Origin of the sequence: uncultured Psychrobacillus sp., assembly GCF_938022135.1 — a bacterium.
In the GTDB taxonomy this organism is placed as follows: domain Bacteria; phylum Bacillota; class Bacilli; order Bacillales_A; family Planococcaceae; genus Psychrobacillus.
Window position 1 is genome coordinate 1 of record NZ_CALIED010000084.1, and the last position, 26049, is coordinate 26049.

General features: G+C 37.3%; 22 protein-coding genes. All 22 read left to right on the plus strand.

Going from position 1 to position 26049, the window contains the following annotated elements; translation table 11 throughout:
- Window positions 1-282 precede the first annotated feature (282 nt).
- The 22 genes from Q0371_RS17025 (at window position 283) to Q0371_RS17130 (ending at window position 26020) form a co-directional block, all read left to right on the plus strand.
- Window positions 283-555 carry a YlmC/YmxH family sporulation protein gene (locus tag Q0371_RS17025; RefSeq protein WP_169358638.1) on the plus strand — a complete coding sequence of 91 codons (273 nt, stop codon included), beginning with the start codon at window positions 283-285 and terminating at the stop codon, window positions 553-555.
- On the plus strand, window positions 552-1334 hold the full coding sequence (locus tag Q0371_RS17030; protein WP_169358639.1) for an NAD(P)-dependent oxidoreductase: 783 nt from the start codon (window positions 552-554) through the stop codon (window positions 1332-1334). Before Q0371_RS17025 ends, Q0371_RS17030 begins: the two co-directional genes overlap by 4 nt.
- Before the next feature lie 13 nt (window positions 1335-1347).
- Window positions 1348-1935 carry a dipicolinate synthase subunit B gene (locus Q0371_RS17035; RefSeq protein WP_169358640.1) on the plus strand — a complete coding sequence of 196 codons (588 nt, stop codon included), beginning with the start codon at window positions 1348-1350 and terminating at the stop codon, window positions 1933-1935.
- An 80-nt stretch (window positions 1936-2015) separates the two neighbouring features.
- Window positions 2016-3053 carry an aspartate-semialdehyde dehydrogenase gene (locus Q0371_RS17040; RefSeq protein WP_251552882.1) on the plus strand — a complete coding sequence of 346 codons (1038 nt, stop codon included), beginning with the start codon at window positions 2016-2018 and terminating at the stop codon, window positions 3051-3053.
- Between the two features lie 380 nt (window positions 3054-3433).
- Window positions 3434-4315, plus strand: coding sequence for a 4-hydroxy-tetrahydrodipicolinate synthase (gene dapA / locus Q0371_RS17045; protein WP_251552880.1), 882 nt, complete (start codon window positions 3434-3436; stop codon window positions 4313-4315).
- 115 nt (window positions 4316-4430) lie between these two features.
- Window positions 4431-6098 carry a ribonuclease J gene (locus Q0371_RS17050; protein WP_251552879.1) on the plus strand — a complete coding sequence of 556 codons (1668 nt, stop codon included), beginning with the start codon at window positions 4431-4433 and terminating at the stop codon, window positions 6096-6098.
- Window positions 6099-6222: 124 nt separating this feature from the next.
- Window positions 6223-8529, plus strand: a complete 2307-nt coding sequence (locus tag Q0371_RS17055; RefSeq protein ID WP_298473318.1) for a DNA translocase FtsK — start codon at window positions 6223-6225, stop codon at window positions 8527-8529.
- Between the two features lie 552 nt (window positions 8530-9081).
- Entirely contained in the window at window positions 9082-9810 is a 729-nt protein-coding gene (locus tag Q0371_RS17060) for a GntR family transcriptional regulator (protein ID WP_169358645.1), read from the plus strand.
- Window positions 9811-9854: 44 nt separating this feature from the next.
- On the plus strand, window positions 9855-10934 hold the full coding sequence (locus Q0371_RS17065; protein WP_298473322.1) for a BMP family protein: 1080 nt from the start codon (window positions 9855-9857) through the stop codon (window positions 10932-10934).
- Between the two features lie 133 nt (window positions 10935-11067).
- Window positions 11068-12615 (plus strand): ABC transporter ATP-binding protein, encoded by a 1548-nt coding sequence (locus tag Q0371_RS17070; protein WP_169358647.1) that lies wholly within the window; start codon window positions 11068-11070, stop codon window positions 12613-12615.
- The gene (locus tag Q0371_RS17075) at window positions 12605-13651 is read left to right on the plus strand and encodes an ABC transporter permease (protein WP_169358648.1); all 1047 of its coding nucleotides are present in this window, start codon (window positions 12605-12607) and stop codon (window positions 13649-13651) included. The genes Q0371_RS17070 and Q0371_RS17075 overlap by 11 nt, the downstream gene beginning before the upstream one ends.
- Complete coding sequence (locus Q0371_RS17080) at window positions 13652-14611, plus strand: ABC transporter permease (RefSeq protein ID WP_169358649.1); 960 nt, start codon at window positions 13652-13654, stop codon at window positions 14609-14611.
- A gap of 157 nt (window positions 14612-14768) precedes the next feature.
- Entirely contained in the window at window positions 14769-16046 is a 1278-nt protein-coding gene (locus Q0371_RS17085; protein WP_298473328.1) for a pitrilysin family protein, read from the plus strand.
- On the plus strand, window positions 16039-17343 hold the full coding sequence (locus Q0371_RS17090) for a pitrilysin family protein (RefSeq protein WP_298473330.1): 1305 nt from the start codon (window positions 16039-16041) through the stop codon (window positions 17341-17343). The genes Q0371_RS17085 and Q0371_RS17090 overlap by 8 nt, the downstream gene beginning before the upstream one ends.
- Window positions 17336-18067 carry an SDR family oxidoreductase gene (locus Q0371_RS17095; RefSeq protein ID WP_298473333.1) on the plus strand — a complete coding sequence of 244 codons (732 nt, stop codon included), beginning with the start codon at window positions 17336-17338 and terminating at the stop codon, window positions 18065-18067. The genes Q0371_RS17090 and Q0371_RS17095 overlap by 8 nt, the downstream gene beginning before the upstream one ends.
- 119 nt (window positions 18068-18186) lie before the next feature.
- Window positions 18187-18993 (plus strand): YmfK family protein, encoded by an 807-nt coding sequence (locus Q0371_RS17100; RefSeq protein ID WP_169358718.1) that lies wholly within the window; start codon window positions 18187-18189, stop codon window positions 18991-18993.
- A 17-nt stretch (window positions 18994-19010) separates the two neighbouring features.
- The gene (locus Q0371_RS17105) at window positions 19011-19865 is read left to right on the plus strand and encodes a RodZ domain-containing protein (protein WP_298473337.1); all 855 of its coding nucleotides are present in this window, start codon (window positions 19011-19013) and stop codon (window positions 19863-19865) included.
- Window positions 19866-19921: 56 nt separating this feature from the next.
- Window positions 19922-20500, plus strand: coding sequence for a CDP-diacylglycerol--glycerol-3-phosphate 3-phosphatidyltransferase (gene pgsA / locus Q0371_RS17110; RefSeq protein ID WP_169358719.1), 579 nt, complete (start codon window positions 19922-19924; stop codon window positions 20498-20500).
- 15 nt (window positions 20501-20515) lie between these two features.
- Window positions 20516-21772, plus strand: a complete 1257-nt coding sequence (locus Q0371_RS17115) for a competence/damage-inducible protein A (protein ID WP_169358654.1) — start codon at window positions 20516-20518, stop codon at window positions 21770-21772.
- Window positions 21773-21944: 172 nt separating this feature from the next.
- Window positions 21945-23009 (plus strand): recombinase RecA, encoded by a 1065-nt coding sequence (gene recA / locus Q0371_RS17120; RefSeq protein WP_277347068.1) that lies wholly within the window; start codon window positions 21945-21947, stop codon window positions 23007-23009.
- Window positions 23010-23584: 575 nt separating this feature from the next.
- Entirely contained in the window at window positions 23585-25144 is a 1560-nt protein-coding gene (gene rny / locus Q0371_RS17125) for a ribonuclease Y (protein ID WP_169358655.1), read from the plus strand.
- Window positions 25145-25222: 78 nt separating this feature from the next.
- Window positions 25223-26020: a TIGR00282 family metallophosphoesterase gene (locus Q0371_RS17130; RefSeq protein WP_169358656.1), complete on the plus strand. Its 798-nt coding sequence runs from the start codon at window positions 25223-25225 to the stop codon at window positions 26018-26020.
- Window positions 26021-26049 lie beyond the last annotated feature (29 nt).

Sequence of the window (26049 nt, forward strand, 5' to 3'; positions counted from 1 at the left end):
GGCTTATCGCTCACCCCGAGGAAAGCGTCCGGCTGGCGCGGAAATCAATTCTACTTGCCGACTTAGAACACATCATAAATCAACCCTAGTCTTTAACATAGCCTTTATTTAAAAGCTTTGTTAAAGCTATTGGTTGATTTTGACTAACAATTCTTTTTATAGTGATTAAAAAAATATCCTCCCCTAGTTGCACTAGGAGCCCATTATTTTAATGGGTTTTTAATTCACTTTGTTTTAAAGATGGCATATACATAAGTAGAGATTAAATGAGGAGGGGACAGATTGTTACTTTCGGAACTTGCAGAAAAAGAGCTTATTCAAGTGAAAGATGGATCGAGATATGGAAGGCTGGCAGACACTGAATTATTATTTAATCCACAAACGGGTAAAATACTTGGGTTTGAATTATATCAAAAATCTTCATCTTTTTTTCAATCCAATAAAGCTCCTAGGAGAAAAGAGTTTATATCCTGGGAAGAAATAATTCTTATTGGTAAAGATCGAATTTTGTTCAATGAAACTGACTCTTCGATAGAAACAAGTGTATACCCATGAAGAAAAAAATTGCAATTATCGGAACAGACCCACGCTTAAATTTTTTGCAACAATCTGTGTCTGACTATTTAGATACTCAATTGTATCCAACGATGACATGGGATACAGAACTCAGAGAAACTATTTTTGCATATGAACCAGAGGTTATTTTTTTACCGATTCAACCAATCCAAACAGATTGCTCCTTGGAATTGCCTCCCAGTTGTCAAACCCTTTTTATAGGTAAAACAAACGAAAGCATTGATAGGGAATCTAAAAAAGATACTATTCAGCCCTTTTATTATTTAGAGGACGAAGAATGGATTTGGGAAAATGCCAACCTCACTGCTGAGGGCTTTATCAATTATTTTTACTTATATGAAAAACAAGCAATTTATAACAAAAAATTCATCATTACCGGATACGGAAGGGTAGGTAAAAGATTAGCACTTGCTTTGCATCATTTGGGAGCCGAAGTTATTATCTCTGTTAGATCGGAGCTTCAACTTTACGAAGCTAAAAGCTCTGGCTATCAAATAGTAACCCTTGATAATGTTTTGGACCAGCAAGGTAAGGACGCCTATCTGGTTAATACAATCCCTACCAAGTGGTTAAAGAATGAAAATGCAGCCTCTTTCAATCGAGTTTTTGACCTCGCCTCCAATCCGGGCTGTCTCTTGGATAACGAAAATAACATCCCTCTGAATTACAGTCTCTCCACCAGCTTGCCAGGTATGTACTTTCCGCAAGATGCAGGACAATTACTTGCCAGGTCTGTTTTGAAGCATCTTGCTTTTTAGAGGAGGAAAAATAGTGTTAGAAGGTCTACGTATTGGTCTAGGAATCACCGCTTCTCATTGTACGTATGAGGAAGTGATACCAATGATTAAGCAATTTACGGATGTTGGTGCGACAGTTGTGCCAATCATCACTTTTTCAGTTTTAACAGCTGCTACTCGTTTCGGTACAGGAGAAGAGTGGGTAGAAAAAATAGAGGCAGCTAGTGGCAATAAGGTAGTTTCCAAGATAGTAGAGGCAGAGCCTTTTGGTCCTACTAATCCACTAGACTGTATGGTTATTGCACCAATGACGGGTAACTCCATAAGTAAGTTAGCTAATGCACAAACAGACTCACCTGTATTAATGGCTGCAAAGGCCACCTTGCGTAATGGTAAGCCTGTGGTGCTAGGTATATCCACAAACGATGCATTAGGCTTAAATGGAACGAATATTATGAAGCTGCTCACTACAAAAAATATTTATTTTATCCCCTTTGGTCAAGACAATCCATATAAAAAACCTAATTCTTTAATTGCAGATTTCACAAAAATTGTACCTACTGTTGAACACGCAATAAATGCAAAGCAAATTCAGCCTTTACTAATTGCCTATCAATTATAAATATTAAAAATAGTGTATTATTATTTAATTTATGATACAATATCGCCAATATGTTTTGATTTTTGAGAGGAGAGCTTTGCATGTCAAAAAATTATACAACAGCTATTGTAGGAGCTACAGGTGCTGTAGGTCAAAAAATTATAGAGCAACTAGTTAAGAGAAGCTTTCCTTTTTCTACCTTGAAGTTATTAGCTTCCAAAAAGTCTGCAGGAAAACAGATTGATATTGACGGGAAAATTTATACAATAGAAGAAGCTACACCAGAAGCTTTCGAAGGTGTTGATATAGCATTTTTTTCTGCGGGGGGCTCTATTTCAAAAGCATTGGCTAAGGAAGCTAGTAAGAGAGGCGCTATAGTAATAGATAATACGAGCGCATTTCGAATGGATCCGGATGTTCCGCTAGTAGTACCAGAAGTGAATAAATATGCTTTAAATGAGCAACAAGGGATTATTGCTAATCCTAATTGTTCTACTATTCAGATGGTTGTTGCATTAGAACCAATTCGTAAGCATTATGGGCTATCAAAGGTCATCGTTTCGACTTATCAAGCAGTATCAGGAGCTGGGGCTGCAGCTATTCAAGAATTGACTGCTCAAAGTGAGAGAATAATAGAAAGACAACCAAATCCTGAAGTTTTACCTGTAAAAAGTGCGGAGAAGCATTATCCAATTGCAGGTAACGTAATTCCTCAAATTGATGTCTTTAATGAAGATGGTTTTACATTTGAAGAGCACAAAATGATGAATGAAACAAAAAAAATTATGTCTCTTCCGGAACTTTCGATTGCCGCTACCTGTGTAAGGGTGCCTGTTGTAACAGGACACTCTGAATCGGTGTATATAGAGGTAGATAAAGAGAACGTATCCGTTTCTGATATTAAACAATTGTTATCTGAAGCAGAGGGAATTGTTCTTCAAGATAATCCGAATGAGCAACAATACCCGATGCCTTATTTCTCAGAAGATGAAGATGCAGTTTTCGTTGGACGTATTAGAAAAGATCCTTCTAATGAGTATGGTTTCCATATGTGGATTGTTTCTGACAACCTATTAAAAGGTGCTGCTCTAAACTCCATTCAAATTGCTGAAGCATTAATCGAAGAGAAAATATTGTAAGCAAGAATAGTTTTTAGCTTATCTAAGAGGTCGCTTGTTTGTGGGGGGATCGATAAGGAACCACCCATCACTTCCAAGTGGTTGTGGTGTTAAGCTTTCTCTTATCCCTACTTGTGGCACCGCTTGCCTTTAATAATGATAAAATATACTCCATTAAATATATTTAGATTTTTAGAGAGAGTTTTTTCTCTATTCATTTGGAAAAGCGCTAGCAGCCTTGCTCCACAGGTCAAATGGATATAAGCTGCTCGTCGCAAACTAAAACGTTTGCGGTGGCTGAGGAACTGCCTCCTCGCATTTCCCCATTTGCCTGTCGGGGCAGACATAGGCGCCTGCGCTTTTCTATTAAATATAGAGAATTAAATAAGAGGTGTGGTTGAATGAATATAGGAAATGTTTCTACAGCAATGGTTACACCGTTTAGTTCAGACGGTTCTATTGACTATCATAATACTGAAATACTTATTGAGCACTTGCTTTCGAATGGAACTGATTCTCTTGTAGTTAGTGGTACGACTGGAGAATCTCCGACATTATCAACAAATGAGAAATTAGAACTTATACAATTTGTAGTGGAAAAGGTTAATAAAAGAGTACCAATCATTGCTGGTACTGGTAGCAATAATACAGCTGCATCTATTGAGCTTTCGCAAAAGGCGGAATCGCTCGGAGTAGATGCTTTGATGATAGTGACTCCTTATTACAATAAGCCTAATCAACGAGGAATGATTGCCCATTTTGAGGCTATTGCTTCAGCTACTACGCTTCCTATTGTTGTTTATAATATCCCTGGGCGATCAGTAGTCAATTTGGAGCCAGAGTCGATTATTTCCCTTAGTAAGATACCATCCATTCAAATTGTAAAAGAAGCTAGTGGCAGCCTGGATCAGATGACCAAAATCTTAGCTGGAACAAATGAGGATTTCCTTGTGTACAGCGGGGACGACGGCTTAACCTTACCTTTACTTTCAATTGGGGGGAAAGGAATTATTTCAGTCGCTTCTCATGTTATTGGTAACGAAATGCAGGAAATGATACAGCAGTTTCACCAAGGGGAACATGCTAAAGCTGCTAAAATCCATCAACAAATCTTGCCAGTCATAAAGGCATTATTTCAACATCCGAATCCTGTAGTTGTAAAATATGCACTTTCTAAAATTGGCGTAGAGGTTGGCTCCTTGAGACTTCCTTTAGTTGAGATGAACAAGGAAGAGAAGCTAGATTATGATCGTGTTTGGGATAAATTTTTGGAAACGAAATAATGATATGAGAAGCTGGAGTTCTAACTTCAGCTTTTTTTATTTGTGTGAAACGGTGACGTCCGATATAATAAAAAATAGTGGATGTTGGTCGGGTTAACAATTAGGAGGAAAAGAATTGGTAAAAGCTAAAAATGAACTTATACGTATTATACCGCTCGGCGGAGTTGGTGAAATAGGAAAAGCAATGTACGTAGTAGAAATAGACGATGAAATATTTATAGTAGATAGTGGACTTATGTTCCCAGAAAACGAAATGTTAGGAATCGATATAGTTATTCCAGATATTACGTATTTAGAAGAAAACAAGGATCGTGTTAAAGGAATATTTTTGACGCATGGACATGAAGACGCAATTGGTTCTATTGCTTACTTACTGCAAAAGATTCAGGCGCCTGTATATGGATCTAAGCTGACGATTGCTTTAGCAAAAACGCATGTAAAGGCTATGCCAGTAAAACAACAAATAAAGTACTTTGAAGTTACAAACAAAAGTCGTATGAACTTCCAAAACACACACGTAACTTTCTTTCATACCACACACAGTATTCCAGACTCTTTAGGTATCGTATTCCATACATCTGAAGGTGCAATTGTGCATACTGGTGAATTTAAATTTGATCAGTCTGCTAGAGGGAAGTACCGTCCTGATATTGCTAAAATGGCTGGCCTGGGTGAAGAAGGCGTATTTATATTAATGTCTGATTCAACAGAAGCAGAAAGACCCGGACACACAACATCAGAGGCAGTAATCGAAAACCAATTATCTGAAACATTCCACGCTGCTAAAGGTCGTATTCTAGTATCTTTATATGCATCCAACTTTATAAGAATTCAACAAGTACTAGACAAAGCAACGGAAACAGGAAAAAAAGTTGCTATTGCAGGCAAAAGCTTGGAAAATATCTTTGCAATAGGGTTAGACCTTGGTTACTTTACGGTAGCAGAGGACACAATCATACCTATAAAGGAAATCTCTAAGTATAACGATGAACAAATAGTAATCATTGTATCTGGTAATCAAGGAGAACCTTTAGAAGCTTTAGAAAAAATGGTACGTAAGCATCATAAAGATATTAAGATTAAAGATACAGATACCGTGTTAATAACATTTACACCATCACCAGGTATGGAGGTTGGCGTATTTAATACGATGAACTTGATTGCCAAGGCTGGTGCCAAAGTGTTGACTTCCAGTAAAAATGTCCATGTATCTGGGCATGGAAGTCAAGAAGATTTAAAAATGATGTTAAATTTAACAAAGCCTAAATACTTTATCCCAATTCAAGGGGAATATCGTATGCTTATTGCTCACTCTAAGTTAGCCCAAGATATCGGGATGTCTAAGTCAGAAATCTTTATTGCTGATAAAGGCGACATCGTGGAATATAAAAATGGGAAGATAAGAATGAGTGGAAGAGTACAAGCAGGTAACGTCCTGATCGATGGCATTGGTGTAGGAGACGTAGGGAATATTGTTTTAAGAGATCGTAAGCTATTATCTCAAGATGGAATATTCATTGTAGTAATTACACTTAACCGTGCACAAAAGAAAATAGCATCAGGGCCTGAGATTCTTTCTAGAGGGTTTGTATATGTAAGAGAATCAGAAGAGTTGATGGACGAGTCAGCTAAACTAGTAAGAACAATTGTTGAAAAATATGTGAATAAAGAAACGTTTGAATGGACAAACATTAAACAAGAAATCCGTGATACGCTAAATTCATATTTATTCCAACAAACGAAGAGACGTCCGATGATTATTCCAATTATCATGGAATATTGATATCTAAAAATCAGGATTTCCTTTCCCCAGTGGAAGGAAATCTTTTTTATCTTTTTAAGCTGTTATATTTTACCTGTTAGGGACATCCTAATAGAGAATACTTAATGCAAAGCAGGTGATATTCTTGGCAAAGAAGAAAACAAAGAAAAAAGTTAACAAAAATAAAAGTAAGAAGAAATCCCTTCATCCTTTAATGTTTGAAATAATAGGGCTTCTCATATTGGGAATCGCAGTTATTTCATTCTTTGAATATGGCTTAGTTGGAGAAGTACTCGCTTATATTGGGTATTTTTTATTTGGAAATTGGCATATCTCGATACCATTTATGTTCGTTATTTATGCTCTTATTATAATGATCAAACAATCCTTTCCACCGTGGAATCATCGCTTGTTATTAAGTGGAGCCTTTATTTTAAGCAGCTTACTAATATTCAGTCATTTAGCACTTTTTGAGCAACTGTTTGAGGGCAAGGCACTGATGACGAACTCTGTTCTAAGGGAAAGCTACAGGGTCTTAGTAGAAAGTGGAGGTATTACGAATAGAAGTAGTTCTCTAGGTGGAGGTATGATTGGGGCTATTCTGTTTGCCTCATTCCATGTGTTGTTTGACTCTGCTGGTGCAAAAGTTATTAGCTGGCTACTCTTATTAATTGGTATCGTTCTTTTGACAGGAAAAGCACTTGTACCTTATTTGGTAGAAGTATCTCCTAAGATGGCTGAAAGCTTTAAGAACCGACCAAAAGCTGAAAAGAAAAAGCCTTCAACGGAGCAGAAGAAGGTTTCGCGCAGATCTCGTAAAGATGCAGTACAAGAAGAGTCGGAGCAAGCTGTTACCATACTTGACTCCAATCATCCGCCACAAGAAGAAACAGAAGTCCCATCTTCTCCGATTATTTCTGCTTTTACAGAGAGAATCACAAGAAAAGATGAGACAAATGAATCGACAGAACCAACAGAACCTATTGAGATTAATATGGATGCGGATGAACTGGAAAACGAAGATTATCAGTTGCCGAGTATTAATCTATTAGATTCTCCAGAGCACAATGATCAAAGTGGAGAGTTAAATGCAATTCAAGCTAATGCTAAAAAGCTCGAGCAAACGTTCTTAAGCTTTGGGGTAAAGGCAAAAGTCATGCAAGTCCATTTAGGGCCTGCAGTTACTAAGTATGAGGTACTTCCTGACGTAGGAGTGAAGGTTAGTAGAATCGTAAGTCTTCACGATGATTTAGCACTTGCTTTAGCGGCTAGAGATATCCGAATTGAAGCTCCAATACCAGGGAAGTCTGCTATAGGGATAGAAGTACCAAACAAAGAAGTGGCAATCGTAAGCTTACGAGAAGTACTAGAGGCAAAAGAGAATAATAAGCCAAGCCAAAAACTATTAATAGGTTTTGGTCGAGATGTTACCGGACAGGCAGTATTAGCCGAACTAAACAAAATGCCTCATTTACTTGTTGCCGGTTCGACAGGTAGCGGGAAAAGTGTTTGTATAAACGGGATTATAACAAGCATTATGATGCGAGCAAAACCGCATGAAGTTAAAATGATGATGATTGATCCAAAAATGGTTGAGCTTAACGTCTATAATGGGATTCCCCATTTGTTAGCACCCGTAGTTACGGATCCAAGAAAAGCATCCCAGGCATTGAAAAAAATTGTTTCTGAAATGGAAAGAAGATATGACTTATTTTCCCATACAGGGACGAGAAATATCCAAGGCTACAACGACCATATAGAAAAATGGAATGAAGAAAATGAAGAGAAGCATCCTAAACTTCCATTTATTGTAGTGATAGTCGATGAGCTAGCTGATTTGATGATGGTAGCTTCAAGTGATGTAGAGGATTCTATCACACGACTCGCTCAAATGGCCCGTGCAGCTGGAATCCATTTGATAATAGCGACACAACGACCAAGTGTGGATGTTATTACAGGAATCATTAAAGCTAATATACCTTCAAGAATTGCATTTGCGGTATCTTCTTCCATAGATTCGAGAACTATTTTGGATATGGGTGGAGCAGAAAAACTTCTAGGTAGAGGGGATATGCTCTTCCTACCAGCTGGCAGCTCTAAGCCTGTTCGTGTACAAGGCGCCTATTTGTCAGATGCCGAAGTAGAGAGAATTGTCGATTTTGTAATTGAGCAGCAAAAGGCAAACTACCAAGAGGAAATGATTCCAGATGAAGTGGAAGAATCGCAGGAGCAGTTAGATCGAGATGAACTGTATGATGATGCCGCACAACTAGTCATGGAAATGCAAACAGCTTCAGTTTCCTTGATCCAAAGACGCTTCCGTGTTGGATATTCTAGGGCTGCACGTATTATTGATCAGCTTGAAATGGGTGGAATCGTAGGACCATACGAAGGAAGTAAACCAAGACAAGTGTTAATATCAAAACAAGATTACGACCAAGATCCATTGTAAAAAATGTGCTAACCATTTATGAGGAATAACATATGCAAACATACGAAAGATAATCGAGAAGTTCTATACTCGATTATCTTTTTTAATTACTAAAGAATAAATAATTTATTTTTCAAGACATTACAAACATGCGTAAGCAAAGCAGAGGGGTTATCGTGCATTCCTGGAAGGTGACTACCAAAAGTTGGTAAATGTAAAATGCTTCTAAGAAAAATTTGTTTTTTAAAGATTTAAAACAGTAAGGCTAAATAAAATTTATTACTATATTTTGAATGTAATTTTTATATATAATTCCTTTTTTTTACTACAATGTGAAGCAATTTAAAACACTGGCAAAATTCAGTGTTTTCAAGGGTTTTTATCAATTAGTATCACACATTAAGAGATATATTATGACAAAATGATTACATTTATATATTAACAACGTAAAAACAAATAATAATTTCGTAAATAAAGTATTTATTTAAAAGATTAAAAGTGGTATAGTATGTACTGATTAGTAGGAAAGTTTTACATCAGAGGTCTGATCTCTTCATAATGGTGGTGTTTTAAATGACAATAAAAATGGATCAAAGGCATTTATACCTACAAGTAATCGATCGTCTTAAACAAGACATTGAAAAAGGGATTTTCAAAGAAAAGGAGAAGTTACCTTCTGAATTTGAATTGGCCAAGCTTCTTGGGGTAAGTAGAGCAACTTTACGAGAAGCTCTGCGAGTGCTAGAGGAAGAAAATATTATCGTAAGAAGACATGGTGTAGGAACCTTTGTTAACTCAAAGCCTGTTTTTACATCAGGGATTGAACAACTCTCAAGTGTTTCGGCGATGATTAGAAACGCAGGGATGGAGCCTGGTACTATTTACCTTAGTTCAATGGAATCAGAAGCATCTGAAGATGATGCAAAACGATTCCAGTGTGAGGAGGATACGACCGTTGTTACAATGGAGCGGGTCCGAACTGCAGATGGTGAACCAGTGGTATATTGTATCGATAAAGTTCCACAATATTATTTACCGGCAGATTTTCTTATAAGAAAAGAAGGCTCTATTTTTACAGCATTGGAGGAATCAGGTGATATAAGGATTTCGCATGCGGTTACCTTCATTGATCCAGTGGGATATCATGAAGTAGCTTCACCAACCTTAAATTGTGATCCAGAGACTTCGTTGCTGATTTTAAAACAATTGCATTATGATGAGAATGATCGTGTAGTTTTATATTCGAAAAATTATTTTCGAGCAGACAAATTTAGCTTTCATGTAGTTCGGAAAAGGGTGTAAAAAAGTAGTTCCTGCTAAGAAGAAAAATAATGGGGGTTTTCAAGTTGACGAAACGTAAATTTGGTTTAGGCTTATCACTTGTTTTAGCTGCTGGTACAATTCTTGGAGCATGTGGTTCTAAAGATGAGGAAACAAAAAAAGAGGAAGGTTCTAATGCTGGTACTGGAACTGAAGAAACAGCAGACATCTCAATCGCAATGGTTACAGACGTCGGTGGAGTAGATGATAAATCATTCAACCAATTAGCTTGGGAAGGTATTGAAGCATTCGGTAAAGAGCATGGTCTTAAAAAAGGCGATGGCGGTTACGATTATTTACAATCACAATCAGATGCAGATTATATCAACAATATTACTAACTTAGTTCGTCGTGACTTCGACATAGTTTATGGTATTGGTTTCTTGATGGAAAAGCCTATCACTACAATTGCTGAACAGCAAAAAGATGCTCAATTAGCAATTATTGATGCAGTAGTTGATGCTCCAAACGTTGCTTCTGTAATGTTTAAAGAACAAGAAGGTTCTTACCTTGCTGGAGTAGCAGCAGCATTAATGTCTGAATCAAAACAAATTGGTTTTGTTGGTGGAATGGAAATTCCTGTTATTGAACGCTTTGAAGCAGGTTTCCTTGCAGGAGTTAAAGCAGTTGATGACACTATCAAAGTAGATGTTCAGTATACTGGTAAATTTGACGATGCAGCTCTTGGTAAAACAACAGCAAATCGTATGTACTCTTCAGGCGTAGACATTATTTTCCACGCAGCTGGTGGAACTGGTAATGGTGTTTTTGCAGAAGCTAAAGAACGTAAAACAAAAGATAAAGATGCTAACGTATGGGTTATTGGAGTTGACTCTGACCAATACGAAGAAGGAGCAGTTGGCGACACTAATGTAACGCTTACTTCTATGCAAAAACGTGTTGATGTAGCAGTACAAAACATTGCAAAAGAAACAATGGAAGGGAAATTCCCAGGTGGTAAAACGGTTACTTACGGTTTAGCAGAAGAAGGTGTTCAGCTTGCTGATTCACGTGGAGCTATTCCTGAGGATGTTTTAGCGAAAATTGAAGAATATTCTAAAAAAATCGCTTCTGGTGAAATCGTAGTTCCTGAAACTGTAGAATAATTTGACTTAACATCATAAAGGCCGACTTGCTCGGTCTTTATGATATTTTAAATTAATGGACGAAAGATTTTAAATATTTAAAGTCTTTCCTGTATTAATTTAGTACTAGTATTCAAGTAGGGAGTGAAATTCATTGGATTATGTAATAGAAATGCTAGGCATTCGGAAAGAGTTTGGAACTTTCGTAGCAAATGATAATATAACCCTTCAATTGAAAAAGGGAGAAATACATGCTCTTTTAGGAGAGAATGGAGCAGGAAAGTCCACTCTCATGAACGTATTATTCGGTCTGTATCAACCAGAAGCAGGCGACATAAAAGTAAGAGGTAAGTCTGTGAAAATTACGGACCCAAACGTTGCCAATGACCTGGGAATTGGAATGGTTCATCAGCATTTCATGCTAGTGGAAAACTTTACAGTTACGGAAAATATTATTTTAGGTAACGAACCAACTAATGGCGGTGTCGTAAATATTAAGGATGCTGCACGTAAAATAGAGCAACTGTCAGAAACTTACGGATTAAATGTAGACCCTTATGCAAAAATAGAGGACATTTCCGTAGGAATGCAACAGCGGGTAGAAATTTTGAAAACGCTTTATCGTGGTGCTGAAATACTAATTTTTGATGAACCGACAGCCTCTTTAACTCCTCAAGAGATTAATGAGCTTATTCAAATTATGAAGCGTCTTATTAAAGAAGGTAAATCTATCATTTTAATAACGCACAAACTTAAAGAAATTATGGATGTGTCGGATAGAGTCACGGTTATTCGTAAAGGTAAAGGAATTGGTACTGTTATAACAGCAGAAACAAATCCAAACGAATTGGCATCGCTTATGGTTGGACGTCAGGTTGAATTTAAAACAGTTAAGGGCGAAGCTAAACCTAAGGAAGAAGCATTGATCATTAAAGACTTAATAGTGACAGACTATAGAGGTATTGAAAAGGTTAAAGGGTTAAACTTAACTGTTCGCAAAGGTGAAATTCTCGGTTTAGCAGGGATTGACGGAAATGGTCAAAGCGAGCTAATTGAGGCAATTACTGGTCTTCGTAAGTCTAAGAGTGGATCTATAAATCTAAATGGAATAGATATTACAAACAAAAAACCTCGTAAAGTGACAGAGGCGGGAGTTGGACATATTCCACAGGATAGACATAGACATGGTTTAGTTTTAGATTTTCCAATTGGTCACAATATTGCTCTTCAAACCTATTATTTAGAGCCTATCTCTAAAAGAGGAATTATAAATTACAAAAAAGTATCTAACTTAGCGCAAAAAATTATTAAAGAATATGATGTACGTACACAAGGTGAGCATACATTGGCTCGAGCATTATCAGGAGGTAACCAACAGAAGGCCATTATCGGTCGTGAGGTTATACGTGACCCTGAGTTGTTGATCGCGGCGCTTCCTACTCGTGGTTTAGATGTAGGGGCAATCGAATTTATTCATCAGCGTTTAATAGAACAAAGAGACAAAGGGAAAGCTGTTTTACTTCTGTCGTTTGAACTTGATGAAGTTATGAACGTATCGGATCGAATTGCTGTTATATATGATGGACAAATTGTTGATTCTCTTTTACCTAAAGAAACGACAGAGCAAGAGCTTGGTCTATTAATGGCAGGACAAACAAGAGAAAAAGATAAGAAGCAGGGGGATGTAGAGCATGTCGAATAGAGTAGTAAATATACTTGTCCCTGTTATTTCCGTAATACTAGGGTTAATCGTGGGTGCGATTGTCATGCTAATAAGCGGATACGATCCTATCTTGGGATACGCTGCGCTATGGGAAGGTATATTTGGAGATGCCTATAGAATGGGTGAAACAGTACGTCAAATAACACCATACCTATTATCAGGGCTTGCGGTGGCGTTTGCTTTCCGCACTGGGCTGTTTAACATTGGAGTGGAGGGGCAATTACTTGTAGGCTGGTTTGCAGCGGCTTACGTCGGTATTGCATTTGACCTGCCAATGTACATACATCTACCACTAGCAATACTTGCTGCAGCCGTTGCAGGAGGATTGTGGGCTTTCCTACCAGGATTATTAAAAGCAAAACTTCAGGTGCATGAAGTAATAGTAACGATCATGATGAACTACATTGCACTTCATACAACGAATGCGCTTATTAAAATCGTTGCTGATGGTGGCGACAGTACGGAATCTATTAAACCAACCGCTTCACTGACGTCTGCTTTCTTCCAAAGCATGACAGACTATTCTCGTTTACATTATGGAATATTTATTGCGTTAGCAATGGTTTTATTAATGTGGTTCATTTTAGAGAAAACAACTACTGGATATGAATTGAAGTCAGTAGGATTTAACAAGCATGCTTCAGAGTATGCTGGTATGAATGTCTCTAAGAATATCATCTTATCTATGGTTATCTCAGGTGCTTTTGCCGGTCTAGCTGGTGCTATGGAGGCATTAGGTACATTTGGTTACGCAAGTTCTAAAGGTGCCTTCACAGGTATCGGGTTTGATGGAATCGCCGTGGCTTTACTGGGGGCGAATACACCTCTAGGAGTAATTTTTGGTGCTACACTATTTGGATCTCTAAAATATGGAGCAACTAATATGCCTAACGCTGCAGGAGTTCCGATAGAAATTGTATCGATTGTTATTGCGATTATTATTTTCTTCGTTGCCTGTGGATATGTCATTCGCTATTTCCTTGAAAAGATTAGTAAGAAAAAGGAGGCGAATTAAATGAGCTTTTTAGATGTATTATATTTCATCGTTCCATCAGCAATTTTCTATGCAGCCCCTTTAGTTTTCACTGCTATAGGTGGAGTTTTCTCTGAAAGATCTGGTGTAATTAATATTGGTCTAGAAGGTATGATGGTTATGGGTGCCTTTATTTCCATCATTTTTAACCTGACTTTCGTTAGTACGTTTGGCGCTATGACACCATGGGTTGCAGTTATTGCAGCCATGATTGTTTCAGGTATATTTGCTTTGCTACATGCGGTAGCATCTGTATCGTTTAGAGCAGACCAAACCATTTCTGGGGTAGCGATTAATATGTTAGGTGTCGCTATTGCATTGTTCACAGTAAAAATGATCTATGACAAAGGACAAACAGATTATATTCAAGAACGTTTTATACGTTTTGATATTCCTGGTTTAAGTGAAATACCAATCATCGGACCAATGTTATTTAAGGATGTCTACTCTACTTCTATTTTAGCTGTTGCAGTAGCTATTCTAGCATGGTTTGTTATTTACAAAACTCCATTTGGTCTTCGCCTTCGTGCAGTAGGTGAGCATCCTATGGCAGCAGATACAATGGGAGTTAATGTAAAGAAAATGCGATACATTGCAGTAATTATTTCTGGTATGCTGGCTGGTATTGGTGGAGCTGTATATGCTCAATCGATTTCAGGAGAGTTCAGTCACACTACAATTAATGGACAAGGATTTATGGCTCTTGCAGCCATGATCTTTGGTAAATGGCATCCGCTAGGAGCACTTGGAGCAGCACTTTTCTTCGGATTTGCGCAAGCTTTAAGTATCGTTGGGGGACAAATACCATACATTGATCAAATTCCAAGCTATTACTTGCACATTTTACCATATGCATTAACGATTCTTGCAGTAGCAGGATTTATAGGGAAAGCAAATGCTCCTAAAGCGAGCGGTATTCCTTATATTAAAGGAAAAAGATAAATTTTTGCTTAGAATTTACCAATTAATAATAAAAAATATAGCGATTAAAAAGGGACCAATTAAGTTTGGTCCCTTTTGTTTGTATTGATATAATTAGAAGATGTATAGTGAAAAGGTATATGAGTAACACTAGAAAGAAAAAGGGGGAATTCTTTTCATGTTTCAACATTTTGAATTAGTCAAAGGTGTCCAGCTTTATATAAGACCTACAGAACAATTTAAAACCATTAATATTTCATTTAAATGGAAGCAGCCATTAACTGTAGAGTCTGCTGCAGTAAGAGCGGTACTTTCCAATGTACTGCAATATAGCAATGCCAAATATCCAACATATGCATCTTTTAGAAAACGTTTAGATGAATTATTCGGAGCGGTATTATATTTTGACACATCTAAAAAGGGTTTAAATCATATTTTTTCTTTAAATGCCGAAACTGTTAACGATGCTTATCTGTCTAATGAAACTGTGGTAGATGAAGTACTTTCATTATTACAAACAGTGCTTTTCCAACCTAACTTAGAAAATGGAAAATTTGTTGAGTCGGTTGTGAAGCGAGAAAAAGAACAAGTGATAGAACGTATTCAGTCTATGTACGATGATAAAACTCGTTATGCACAGCAACGATTATTAGAAAATATTTTACCCGATCATCCTGCTTCTATTAGCGCTAATGGTACGGTGGAAACAGTGAAGGCAGTAACAAACGAACAGTTATTAGAAATGCATCAAAACCTGCTTACAAAAGAACCATTATCTATCTATATTGTAGGTGATGTAGATGTAGATGAAATGAAAGCTAAAATTAGTGAATTTTTCCCGTTTGAAGCTCGTTCTGCAGACATTCCAAAAGAAACAGAAAGTGCTGTTTCAACAAACGACAACGAGTTTTTACATGAAAAACAGGACATGAAGCAAGGGAAATTACATATCTCTTATCGAACTCCAGTCACGTTTTACTCTAATGAATTCCCAATTATGCAAATTACTAATGGTATTCTTGGTGGCTTTGCCCATTCCAAGATTTTCATGAATGTTCGTGAAAAAGAAAGTATGGCATACTATGCCTCAAGTAGCTTTTCCTCCCTTTATGGTCGCATTTTTGTATTTGCGGGAATTGATGCCAACCTACAGGAAAAAGCTGTTGCATTAATAGACGAACAGCTAAAGGAAATGCAAGAAGGAAATATATCTGATTTAGAGATCAATCAGACAAAATCCATGCTTAAAAACCAGCTTAAGGAATCTTTGGATTCTGCTAGAGGACAAATAGAAATTTACGATCAATATAAAGAACTCGATGAATCCTTTACAGTGAAAAACTGGACCGCTAAATGGGAAGATGTCACGAAGGAGCAAATTCAAGAAATGGCTTCAAATATCGAAAAGGAATTTGTCTATTTCTTATCTGGTAAGGACGGTGCAGACAATGAATGAAACTTACTTTGAACAGCTAGAAGAAACACTATATCACGAAGAACTTTCCAATGGATTAAATGTCTATATTTTGCCTAAAAAAGGCTTTTCCAAAACATATGTAACCTTTACTACAAAATACGGTTCTATTGACCGAGAATTTATTCCTCTAGGTAAAAAAGAGCCTGTTACAGTACCAGACGGGATCGCCCATTTTCTAGAGCATAAAATGTTTGAAAAGGAAGAAGGAGATGTTTTCCAGAAGTTCAGTGAAAATGGGGCTTCTGCCAATGCATTCACGTCATTTACAAGAACTTCTTATTTATTCTCCTCAACAGATAATATATTAGAAAACACTAATACTCTTCTTAATTTTGTACAGGAGCCATATTTCACAGAACAAACTGTTGAAAAGGAAAAGGGTATTATTGGGCAAGAAATTACCATGTATGACGACCAGCCGGACTGGAGGTTATACTTTGGTACGATTGAAAATATGTACAAAGAACATCCAGTGAAAATTGATATCGCGGGCACAATAGAGTCTATTAGTCATATTACAGCTGAGCATCTTTACGAATGCTATAACACGTTTTACCACCCTTCGAATATGGTGTTGTTCGTTGTTGGGGCAGTAAATCCTAAAGAAATGATGGACTTTGTAAAAGAAAATCAGGCTAAAAAAGAATTTAAGGCTCCAGAGGAAATTGTTCGTTTTTACCCAGAAGAGCAGCCAAAAGTAGATAAAATAGAACGAACATTAAAAATGGACGTTCAAAAGTCTAAGCTTTTATATGGCATTAAATCGAACAATGTTAATATTACCGGTGAAGAAATGTTAAATTATGAGTTGGCTATGCAAGTGGCTGTTGAACTGATATTCGGTAGAACATCCTCGTTTTTCCAAGAGGTCTATGAAAAAGGGTTGATCGATGAATCCTATAGTGCAGACTTCTCTATGGAAGAAGGCTACGGTTTTGCGATGATAGGCTCCGATACAGGGAATCCAGAAGAGCTTGGTCAGAAGATCAAAGAAACTATCACTAAATTTGCAACAAATTGGACATTAGAAGAAGAGGACATGAAACGAATTACTAGAAAGAAAATTGGTCATTTCTTACGTTCTTTAAATTCAATTGAATATATTGCAAACCAATTTACTCGTTATAAGTTTAACGATATGAATTTATTTGATGTAGTACCAGCCTTAGAGAACTTAGGTGTGGAACAAGTCAAGAAGGCATTTGAAGCCTTTAAGGATGAGAATACACATACTGTATTTAAGATTATTCCTTCGAAGGAAACAGATAATGGCTAAAAAGTTTGCTCTAGTGGTAGGTGCGTCTGGAGAAATAGGGATTGCTACTAGCCTAAGTATGGCGGAGGCTGGATGGTCCCTGTACCTTCATTTTGCGAGTAACAAAGAAAAAGTGGATGAACTTATAGTTGCCCTCGATCTTGCCTATCCAGAACAGGAATTTATACCTATTCAAGCAGACCTATTAGATACAAGTGCAATTGAAGTCATTGTGAATTCTATTTACTCTCTTCAATCGATAGTCTTTGCCCAAGGCCAAAGTCTTTATAAGGGTATAGAAGAGACCTCTCTGGAAGAAATACGACATCTCTTTCAAGTACATGTAGAGCATCCGATGTTTTTAGCGGGAAGATTAGCTCCTAAGCTACGAAAGAATGAGCATAGCTCTATTATCTTTATTGGCTCTATATGGGGAGAAACAGGTGCTTCCTATGAGGCAGCCTATTCTGCTGCTAAAGGGGCTCAGCATGCGTTTGTGAAAGCCTATGCGAAAGAGGTTGCCATGCAAAAGACAAACGTTAATGTCGTCGCACCAGGTTTTATCGATACAAAAATGAACGCTCATTTAGATGATGAATCTCGAGAGTTTATATTAGAAGAGATTCCTGCAGGTATATTTGGCAAACCACAGGATGTAGCCAATGTGATTGTTTTTTTAGCAAGTGAGCATGCATATTATATTACTGGTCAGGTCATTCGAGTTAATGGTGGTTGGTATATTTAGGAAAAGAAAAGGGGGAAGTTAACTCTCTTTTCTTTTTCCCTTTTATTCGGTTATAAAATCATATATGATAGAACTATTAATGCATTGAGAACGTCATTCTATAAAGGGAGGAATACATGATGGCAAGTGAATGGTTTTTTGAATACGAAATTCAAGTAAATCGTCCTGGACTTTTAGGAGACATTTCTTCTCTATTGGGTATGCTGCGAGTAAATATAGTCACTATTAATGGAGTAGATGAGGGTAGACGTGGTATGCTCATTAAAGCTGAAAAAAAAGAAAATATTGAACGCTTTGAACATATCATTTCCACAATGGAAACAATTCATTTAACTAAGTTTCGTGAGCCGAAGCTAAGAGATCGTTTAGCTGTGCGTCACGGAAGATACATACAAAGAGATGCTGATGACAGAAAGACTTTTCGATTCGTAAGAGATGAGCTTGGTCTACTAGTAGATTTCATGGCTGAGATCTTTAAACAGGAAGGACATAAGCTAATCGGTATCAGAGGTATGCCTAGAGTAGGGAAAACAGAATCTGTAGTTGCAGCAAGTGTTTGTGCGAACAAAAAATGGATTTTCCTGTCTTCCACAATGATTAAGCAAACGATTAGAAATCAACTCGCTGGGGATGAATTCAGCGATCGCAATATCTTTATTCTGGATGGAATTGTTACAAGAAAGTCAAATGATGAAAAGCATCTACAACTTGTTAGGGAAATGATGAGAATGCCTACTATTAAAGTAGTGGAGCACCCAGATATGTTCATCAAGCATTCCGAATATTCTATAGAGGATTTTGACTATATAATTGAGCTTCGTCATAGTCCAGAGGAAGAAATAACGTACGAAATGATGGAAAAAAATCATGCGATGACCGACAAAGGCATGGGTGGATTTGGCGGATTCGGTGAATTTAATTTTTAACGAAGTAGGTGTTTTAATTGACTGAACTTGGTACTCGTTTAAAAGAAGCGAGAACAGCAAAAGGATATAGTATCGAGGATTTGCAAGAAATAACAAAAATCCAAAAAAGGTATTTAGCTAACATTGAGGAAGGGAATTATTCTACAATTCCTGGTGCTTTTTACGTGCGAGCTTTTATCAAGCAATACGCAGAGGCAGTTGGCTTAAATGGGGATGAGCTTTTAGAGACATACAAATCAGAGCTTCCAAGTCCTACAAATGAGGATGTTGCAAAAACTATTCCTGCAACACCGTCTAGAAGAACTTTGGGTGGCCGAGCATCGAACAGATTTATGGAAATTATGCCGATGATTATTGTGGCATTGTTTGTTGTCGCGATAATTGTGATTGTATGGACACTTAGACAGAACTCTCCAGAGACGGAAGAGTCACCTGCAGTAGAAACAGAGGAACCAGTGACTATGGATATCACTCCTCCACCTTCGGATCAAACAGCTACAGATAATGAAGAAGAGGAAGAGGCTGTGGAAGAAGAAATTGAAGAAGAACCAGTGCCTAAACTAGCTTTCACGTTAGAGGGGACTCAAGGGGAAACTTCAACATATACTGTATCTGGTGCAGAAACTTATCAGCTAAAGTTAATGGCTAGCAGCGACAAGACATGGTTAAACTTAAAAGACCAAGCAAACAAAACTTTATATGATAGCTGGGTTAACACTGGAACGCCATATGAGCTAGATGTAACTACAACGGAACAAATTCGCGTGAGAGTGGGTAACGTTCCAGTTACGCAAGTCTTTATTAATGATGAGCTAGTAGAATTCCCAACAGATAAGAGTCCTCAAAATTTAGTTATAAAATTCAGCAAATAGTCATCGATTAGATGGCTATTTTGTTTGAAATATGAAAGGAGTATTTTTTGATGAAAATGAATATACCAAACCAAATTTCTATGTTTCGCATATTTTTAATTCCAGTATTTATGATTTTTATGCTAATTGATTTTAACTGGGGGGAAGCTAGTTTTTTAGGCGCAACCATTCCAGTAAATCACCTAATTGGAGCTATTATTTTTATTATCGCCTCTATTACTGATTTTATCGATGGTTATTATGCTCGTAAATATAATTTAGTAACCAATATGGGTAAGTTTTTAGATCCTCTAGCGGACAAATTGCTAGTTTCAGCAGCATTAATTATATTAGTGCAGTTTGGAGTTGCACCAGCGTGGGTAGTTATATTAATTATCAGCCGTGAATTTGCAGTGACTGGTTTACGCTTAATATTAGCGAATACAGGAGAGGTAGTTGCAGCAAATCAACTCGGTAAAATAAAAATGTGGACACAAATTATCGCGATTTCATCATTACTTTTAGGAAATGTATTTTTTGAAATGTTCAATTTCCCATTTGATATGATCATGCTATACGTTTGTCTATTCTTTACTTTATGGTCGGGATTTGATTATTTCTATTTGAATCGCAAAGTGTTACTTGACTCAAAATAGGAAGGAAGTTTTGGGATGAAAGCAGAGATTATTGCGGTAGGATCAGAATTATTGTTAGGGCAAATTTCCAATACGAACGCAAGATATATATCCTCCCAGCTGGCAGAGTTAGGGATCGATGTGTATTACCACACAGTAGTTGGAGACAATCCTAATCGTTTGTTAGAAGCCATAAAAATCGCAGAAAATCGAGCTGACCTCATTATTTTTTCAGGAGGTTTAGGACCTACTAAAGACGATCTTACAAAAGAAACAATTTCTAAACACCTTAACAAAAATCTTGTATTAGATGATCATGCAATCATTTATATTGAGGATTTCTTTAAAAGAGCTGGAAAAGTAATGACGGAGAACAATAAAAAACAAGCATTAGTTTTAGACGGCTGTACTGTCCTTGAAAACAAGCATGGGATGGCTCCGGGGATGCTGCTTTCCACAGAGAAACATACATATATGTTATTGCCTGGCCCTCCAAAAGAATTAGAGCCGATGTTCCAATTTGAGGCTAAGCCGCTGTTACCTAAACTGCTTTACAAAGAAAATGTAATTATGTCCCATGTCATTCGCTTTTATGGTATTGGCGAAGCAGAGTTGGAGAATGAGGTCCAGGATTTATTGGACAATCAAACAAATCCGACCCTTGCGCCGCTAGCTTCTGACGGCGAGGTAACCTTACGACTTACTGCGAAAGCAGATACGGAGGAAGAAGCTTGGAAAAGGATTGAAAAGCTACAAGCTGAAATCTTAAACCGCGTGGGCAAATATGTGTATGGATATAATAACGAATCGTTAGCCTCCAAGCTTAGAGATATACTAATTGACAATGAGCTAACAATTTCTGCTGCAGAAAGTATGACTGCTGGACTTTTTCAATCGGAGTTGGCGGCAGTCCCAGGAATGGGCGTAGCACTTGTAGGTGGCATTATCACCTATACGGAAGAAGTGAAAATCAATCAGCTTGGTGTTAAGAGAGAAACGATTGATGAACATAGCGTCGTTTCTAGTCAGGTTGCAGAAGAAATGGCTAGTCGAGTCAAAGAAAAGTTTGAAACAACGATAGGTATAGGTATTACTGGAGCAGCTGGGCCAGATGGACACGGAGATCAACCGGCAGGAACGGTGTGGATTGGAATAGCGTATGGAGACGTCGCCCCAATTTCTTATAAATTGAATCTATCCGGTATGAGAAACACAAATCGTTTAAGAACAGTTAAGTTTACTATCCATTATTTGATTCGACTTTTAAGAGAAGAAGGATTATCGAAAATTTAATTTTAACAAAAGAAAACGGCTCAAATTATCATTTTGTGCTGTTTTTTCCTATCAAAATCTAATAGTGTTAAAAAATAAACGAATAGATGTTCGCTTTTTTCTTGTAAATTTCTCAAAGACCGAGTATACTAAAGATAGTAAAAAAAATGATAGTTTCTAGGAGGAAATACATTTGGCTAATGATCGTAAAGCAGCGTTAGAAATGGCTTTAAAACAAATAGAGAAACAATTTGGTAAAGGTTCCGTAATGAAATTAGGAGAGAAAACAGACCGTGAAATCTCTACCTCTTCAAGTGGTTCCCTAGCTCTTGATGCAGCACTTGGAATAGGCGGATATCCAAGAGGTCGTATTATTGAAATTTATGGCCCAGAGAGCTCAGGTAAAACAACTGTAGCGCTTCACGCTATTGCAGAAATACAAAAAACAGGTGGGCAAGCGGCATTTATTGATGCAGAGCATGCGTTGGACCCTGTATATGCACAAAAACTAGGCGTTAACATAGATGAATTATTATTATCTCAACCCGACACTGGAGAGCAAGCCCTTGAAATCGCAGAAGCTCTAGTCCGCAGTGGTGCGGTTGAAATCATTGTTATCGACTCTGTTGCAGCATTAGTACCAAAAGCGGAGATAGAAGGAGAAATGGGAGACTCTCATATTGGTCTTCAAGCTCGCTTAATGTCTCAAGCATTACGTAAGCTATCAGGAGTTATTAACAAATCTAACACTATAGCAATCTTTATTAACCAAATTCGTGAAAAAGTTGGAGTAATGTTTGGTAACCCGGAGGTAACGCCTGGTGGTCGTGCACTTAAATTCTACAGCTCTGTCCGCTTAGAAGTAAGACGTGCTGAAGCTATTAAACAAGGTACAGACATTATGGGTAACAAAACGAAAATTAAAGTAGTAAAAAACAAAGTTGCTCCACCATTTAAAACTGCAGAAGTAGATATTATGTACGGAGAAGGAATCTCTCAAGAAGGAGAAATCGTTGATATAGGTTCTGAATACGATATTATCCAAAAAAGTGGTTCTTGGTATGCTTACAATGAAGAACGTATTGGCCAAGGGCGAGAAAACGCTAAGCAATTCTTGAAAGAAAACCCTGCTATTAAAGAAGAAGTGGCATTAAAAATTCGTCAATCTCTAGGTATGTCTGCTGGTGCACTTGTTATTGCAGCGCATGAGCCAGAGGACGAAGATGGCGAGTTCGAGCTACTTTTAGAAGATGAATAATAGTTAAAGTTAAAAAGATATCAAGAGACTCTCTCTTGGTATCTTTTTTTAAAATCTATTTCTAATATTTTTTGTAGTTTAAACTTATCATAAAGTCCATTTTACTTGAACTTTAGTAGTTGTGAATGAGCTAAATTCAAAATTAGAAGCTTTACCTATTAAAAGCGTTCGTTGAAACGACAGGCAATGAATCTAGTCGGTTGAATGAACATTGATCATTCTTCAGAAAAGGACAACCAGAGCTGAAACTAATTATAATTTCTTTGCTGAGCAGATAAATATCATGATTTTTTTATTGATTGTTCCTTGTGGTTTTACATAATAAAAGAAAATATGAAATTGTTTCAAATAGGAATTATGAAATCATATTATTTAGGCAATACCTAAAGTAATAGATATCCTCTCTCTAAAACTAATAATATTCTTCCGTTTCCTTGACAGAGTATTTCTACATCTATACAATTAAAATTGTATAATTTCTTTATTAAATGACTAAAAAGCAGTACAAATATGCATTCAATTAGCATATATGTGCCGACTGAAACTTAAAAGTATAGCAAGAGGGGGTGTTCGAAATGACATGGGAAATTATCATCTCCGCTTTGCTTGGTCTTATTATCGGTGGCGCTGTTGGTTACGGTTATCTGAAAAAAGTGAATGATTCAAAAGTGACTGGTGCAAAACAATCTTCTGTACTCATTATAGAGGAAGCAAAGCGAGAGGCAGAAGCATTAAAGAAAGAAGCACTTTTAGAGGCCAAAGATGAAACTCACCAATTACGAAATGAAGCTGAATCTGACATCCGAGAACGCCGCATGGAACTGCAAAAACAGGAAAATCGGTTATTACAAAGAGAAGAGAATCTAGATCGTAAAGATGATGCTCTAAACAAGAGAGAAGTAAGTCTTGAGCGTAAAGAAGATGCTCTAACACAAAGACAACAGCATATCGAACAAAAGGAAAGTAAAGTGGATGAACTAGTTGAAGAGCAACAAACAGAGCTACAACGTATTTCTACTCTTACTCGTGAAGAAGCAAAAACTATCATTCTTCAAGAGGTAGAAAATGAATTGGCTACTGATATTGCTGTGATGACTAAAGAATCTGAAACAAGAGCCAAAGAAGAAGCTGACAAGAAATCGAGAGAAATACTTTCACTTGCTTTACAAAGGTTTGCAGCAGATCACGTTGCGGAAACTACCGTTTCGGTTGTAAACTTACCGAATGACGAGATGAAAGGACGAATTATCGGACGTGAAGGACGAAACATTCGTACACTCGAAACATTGACTGGTATCGATCTTATCATTGACGACACACCAGAGGCTGTAATTCTTTCCGGGTTCGATCCGATTAGAAGAGAGACTGCTCGATTAGCCCTTGAAAAATTAGTGCAAGATGGACGTATCCATCCTGCTCGAATTGAAGAAATGGTAGAGAAGTCTAGAAGAGAAGTAGATGAACAAATTCGCGAAATTGGCGAACAAACTACTTTTGATATAGGTGTTCATAACCTACATCCAGATTTGATGAAGATTTTAGGCCGTTTAAGATACCGTACAAGTTATGGTCAAAACGTATTAAAACATTCTACTGAAGTTGCCTATTTAGCTGGTCTCTTAGCTGCAGAGCTTGGAGAAGACGTAACACTTGCTAGACGTGCAGGCTTATTACACGACATCGGAAAAGCAATTGACCATGAAGTGGAAGGAAGTCACGTTGAAATAGGTGTAGAACTTGCAAGAAAGTATAAAGAACATCCGGTAGTAATTAATAGTATTGCTTCCCATCACGGAGATACAGAAGCTACTTCTGTCATTGCCGTATTAGTAGCAGCAGCAGATGCTTTATCTGCAGCTAGACCTGGTGCAAGAAGTGAAACATTAGAAAATTACATTCGCCGCCTTGAAAAACTAGAGGAAATTTCAGAATCCTATGAAGGTGTTGAAAAATCCTTTGCTATTCAAGCGGGTAGAGAAATCCGCATTATGGTTCGTCCTGATCAAATCGATGACATTACGGCTCATCGCTTGGCAAGAGACATCCGTAAGCGAATTGAAGAAGAGCTCGATTATCCTGGTCACATAAAAGTAACTGTAATCAGAGAAACTAGAGCCGTAGAATACGCAAAATAAAGTAAAAGCAATCATAACATTGAAAACAAAAGGCTTCGAAATGAAGCCTTTTTTTCGTGAAAGGACGTTATTGTAAAAATGAAAATACTATTTATCGGTGATATTGTTGGATCAATTGGCAGAGATACCTTGGAAAGCTACTTACCAAGACTAAAAAGAAAATATATGCCAGATGTTGTAATTGCCAATGGGGAGAATGCAGCTGCTGGTAGAGGCATTACGAAAACTATATTTAACTCTCTTTTACATATGGGAGTAGACGTAGTGACGATGGGAAACCATACATGGGATCAAAAAGAAATTATGGACTTCATCGATGATACAGATTATTTAATTCGTCCTGCCAATTTTTCAGAAGACGCTCCGGGTAAAGGAATGACCTCTGTAACGAAAAACGGCCACACTATTTCTGTCATCAATATGCATGGTAGAACATTCTTACCGCCACACGATGATCCATTTAAAATGGCAACTGAAATGGTTGAAGAAGCTAAGCAGCTATCCCCAATTGTATTTGTAGACTTTCATGCAGAAGCGACAAGTGAAAAAATTGCCTTTGGATGGCATTTAGACGGCAAGGCCTCTGTTGTAGTAGGAACTCATACGCATGTACAAACAGCGGATTCTCGTATTCTTCCTGGCGGCACTGCTTATATTACAGATGTCGGAATGACAGGTCCTTATGATGAAGTATTAGGGATGAAAAAAGAGGACGTACTATACCGTTTCCAAACAAATATGCCAACTCGCTTTGAAGTACCGAAGAGCGGTCGTTCGGTGCTAAGTGGATTTTTCGTAGAGGTGGATAACCAAACTGGTAAAGCAACACATCAAGAGAGAATATATATTAACGAAGATTATCCATTTGAAGCATAAAAAAGTCTAAAAAATTTCTTCCGAGCATA

Bases quoted from the DNA above. Each gene is read 5' to 3' on its own strand.
- Q0371_RS17030 (WP_169358639.1), top strand. From the start codon at position 552: ATGAAGAAAAAAATTGCAATTATCGGAACAGACCCACGCTTAAATTTT.
- Q0371_RS17040 (WP_251552882.1), top strand. From the start codon at position 2,016: ATGTCAAAAAATTATACAACAGCTATTGTAGGAGCTACAGGTGCTGTA.
- dapA (WP_251552880.1), top strand. From the start codon at position 3,434: ATGAATATAGGAAATGTTTCTACAGCAATGGTTACACCGTTTAGTTCA.
- Q0371_RS17060 (WP_169358645.1), top strand. From the start codon at position 9,082: ATGACAATAAAAATGGATCAAAGGCATTTATACCTACAAGTAATCGAT.
- Q0371_RS17075 (WP_169358648.1), top strand. From the start codon at position 12,605: ATGTCGAATAGAGTAGTAAATATACTTGTCCCTGTTATTTCCGTAATA.
- Q0371_RS17080 (WP_169358649.1), top strand. From the start codon at position 13,652: ATGAGCTTTTTAGATGTATTATATTTCATCGTTCCATCAGCAATTTTC.
- Q0371_RS17085 (WP_298473328.1), top strand. From the start codon at position 14,769: ATGTTTCAACATTTTGAATTAGTCAAAGGTGTCCAGCTTTATATAAGA.
- Q0371_RS17090 (WP_298473330.1), top strand. From the start codon at position 16,039: ATGAATGAAACTTACTTTGAACAGCTAGAAGAAACACTATATCACGAA.
- Q0371_RS17095 (WP_298473333.1), top strand. From the start codon at position 17,336: ATGGCTAAAAAGTTTGCTCTAGTGGTAGGTGCGTCTGGAGAAATAGGG.
- Q0371_RS17100 (WP_169358718.1), top strand. From the start codon at position 18,187: ATGGCAAGTGAATGGTTTTTTGAATACGAAATTCAAGTAAATCGTCCT.
- pgsA (WP_169358719.1), top strand. From the start codon at position 19,922: ATGAATATACCAAACCAAATTTCTATGTTTCGCATATTTTTAATTCCA.
- Q0371_RS17115 (WP_169358654.1), top strand. From the start codon at position 20,516: ATGAAAGCAGAGATTATTGCGGTAGGATCAGAATTATTGTTAGGGCAA.
- rny (WP_169358655.1), top strand. From the start codon at position 23,585: ATGACATGGGAAATTATCATCTCCGCTTTGCTTGGTCTTATTATCGGT.
- Q0371_RS17130 (WP_169358656.1), top strand. From the start codon at position 25,223: ATGAAAATACTATTTATCGGTGATATTGTTGGATCAATTGGCAGAGAT.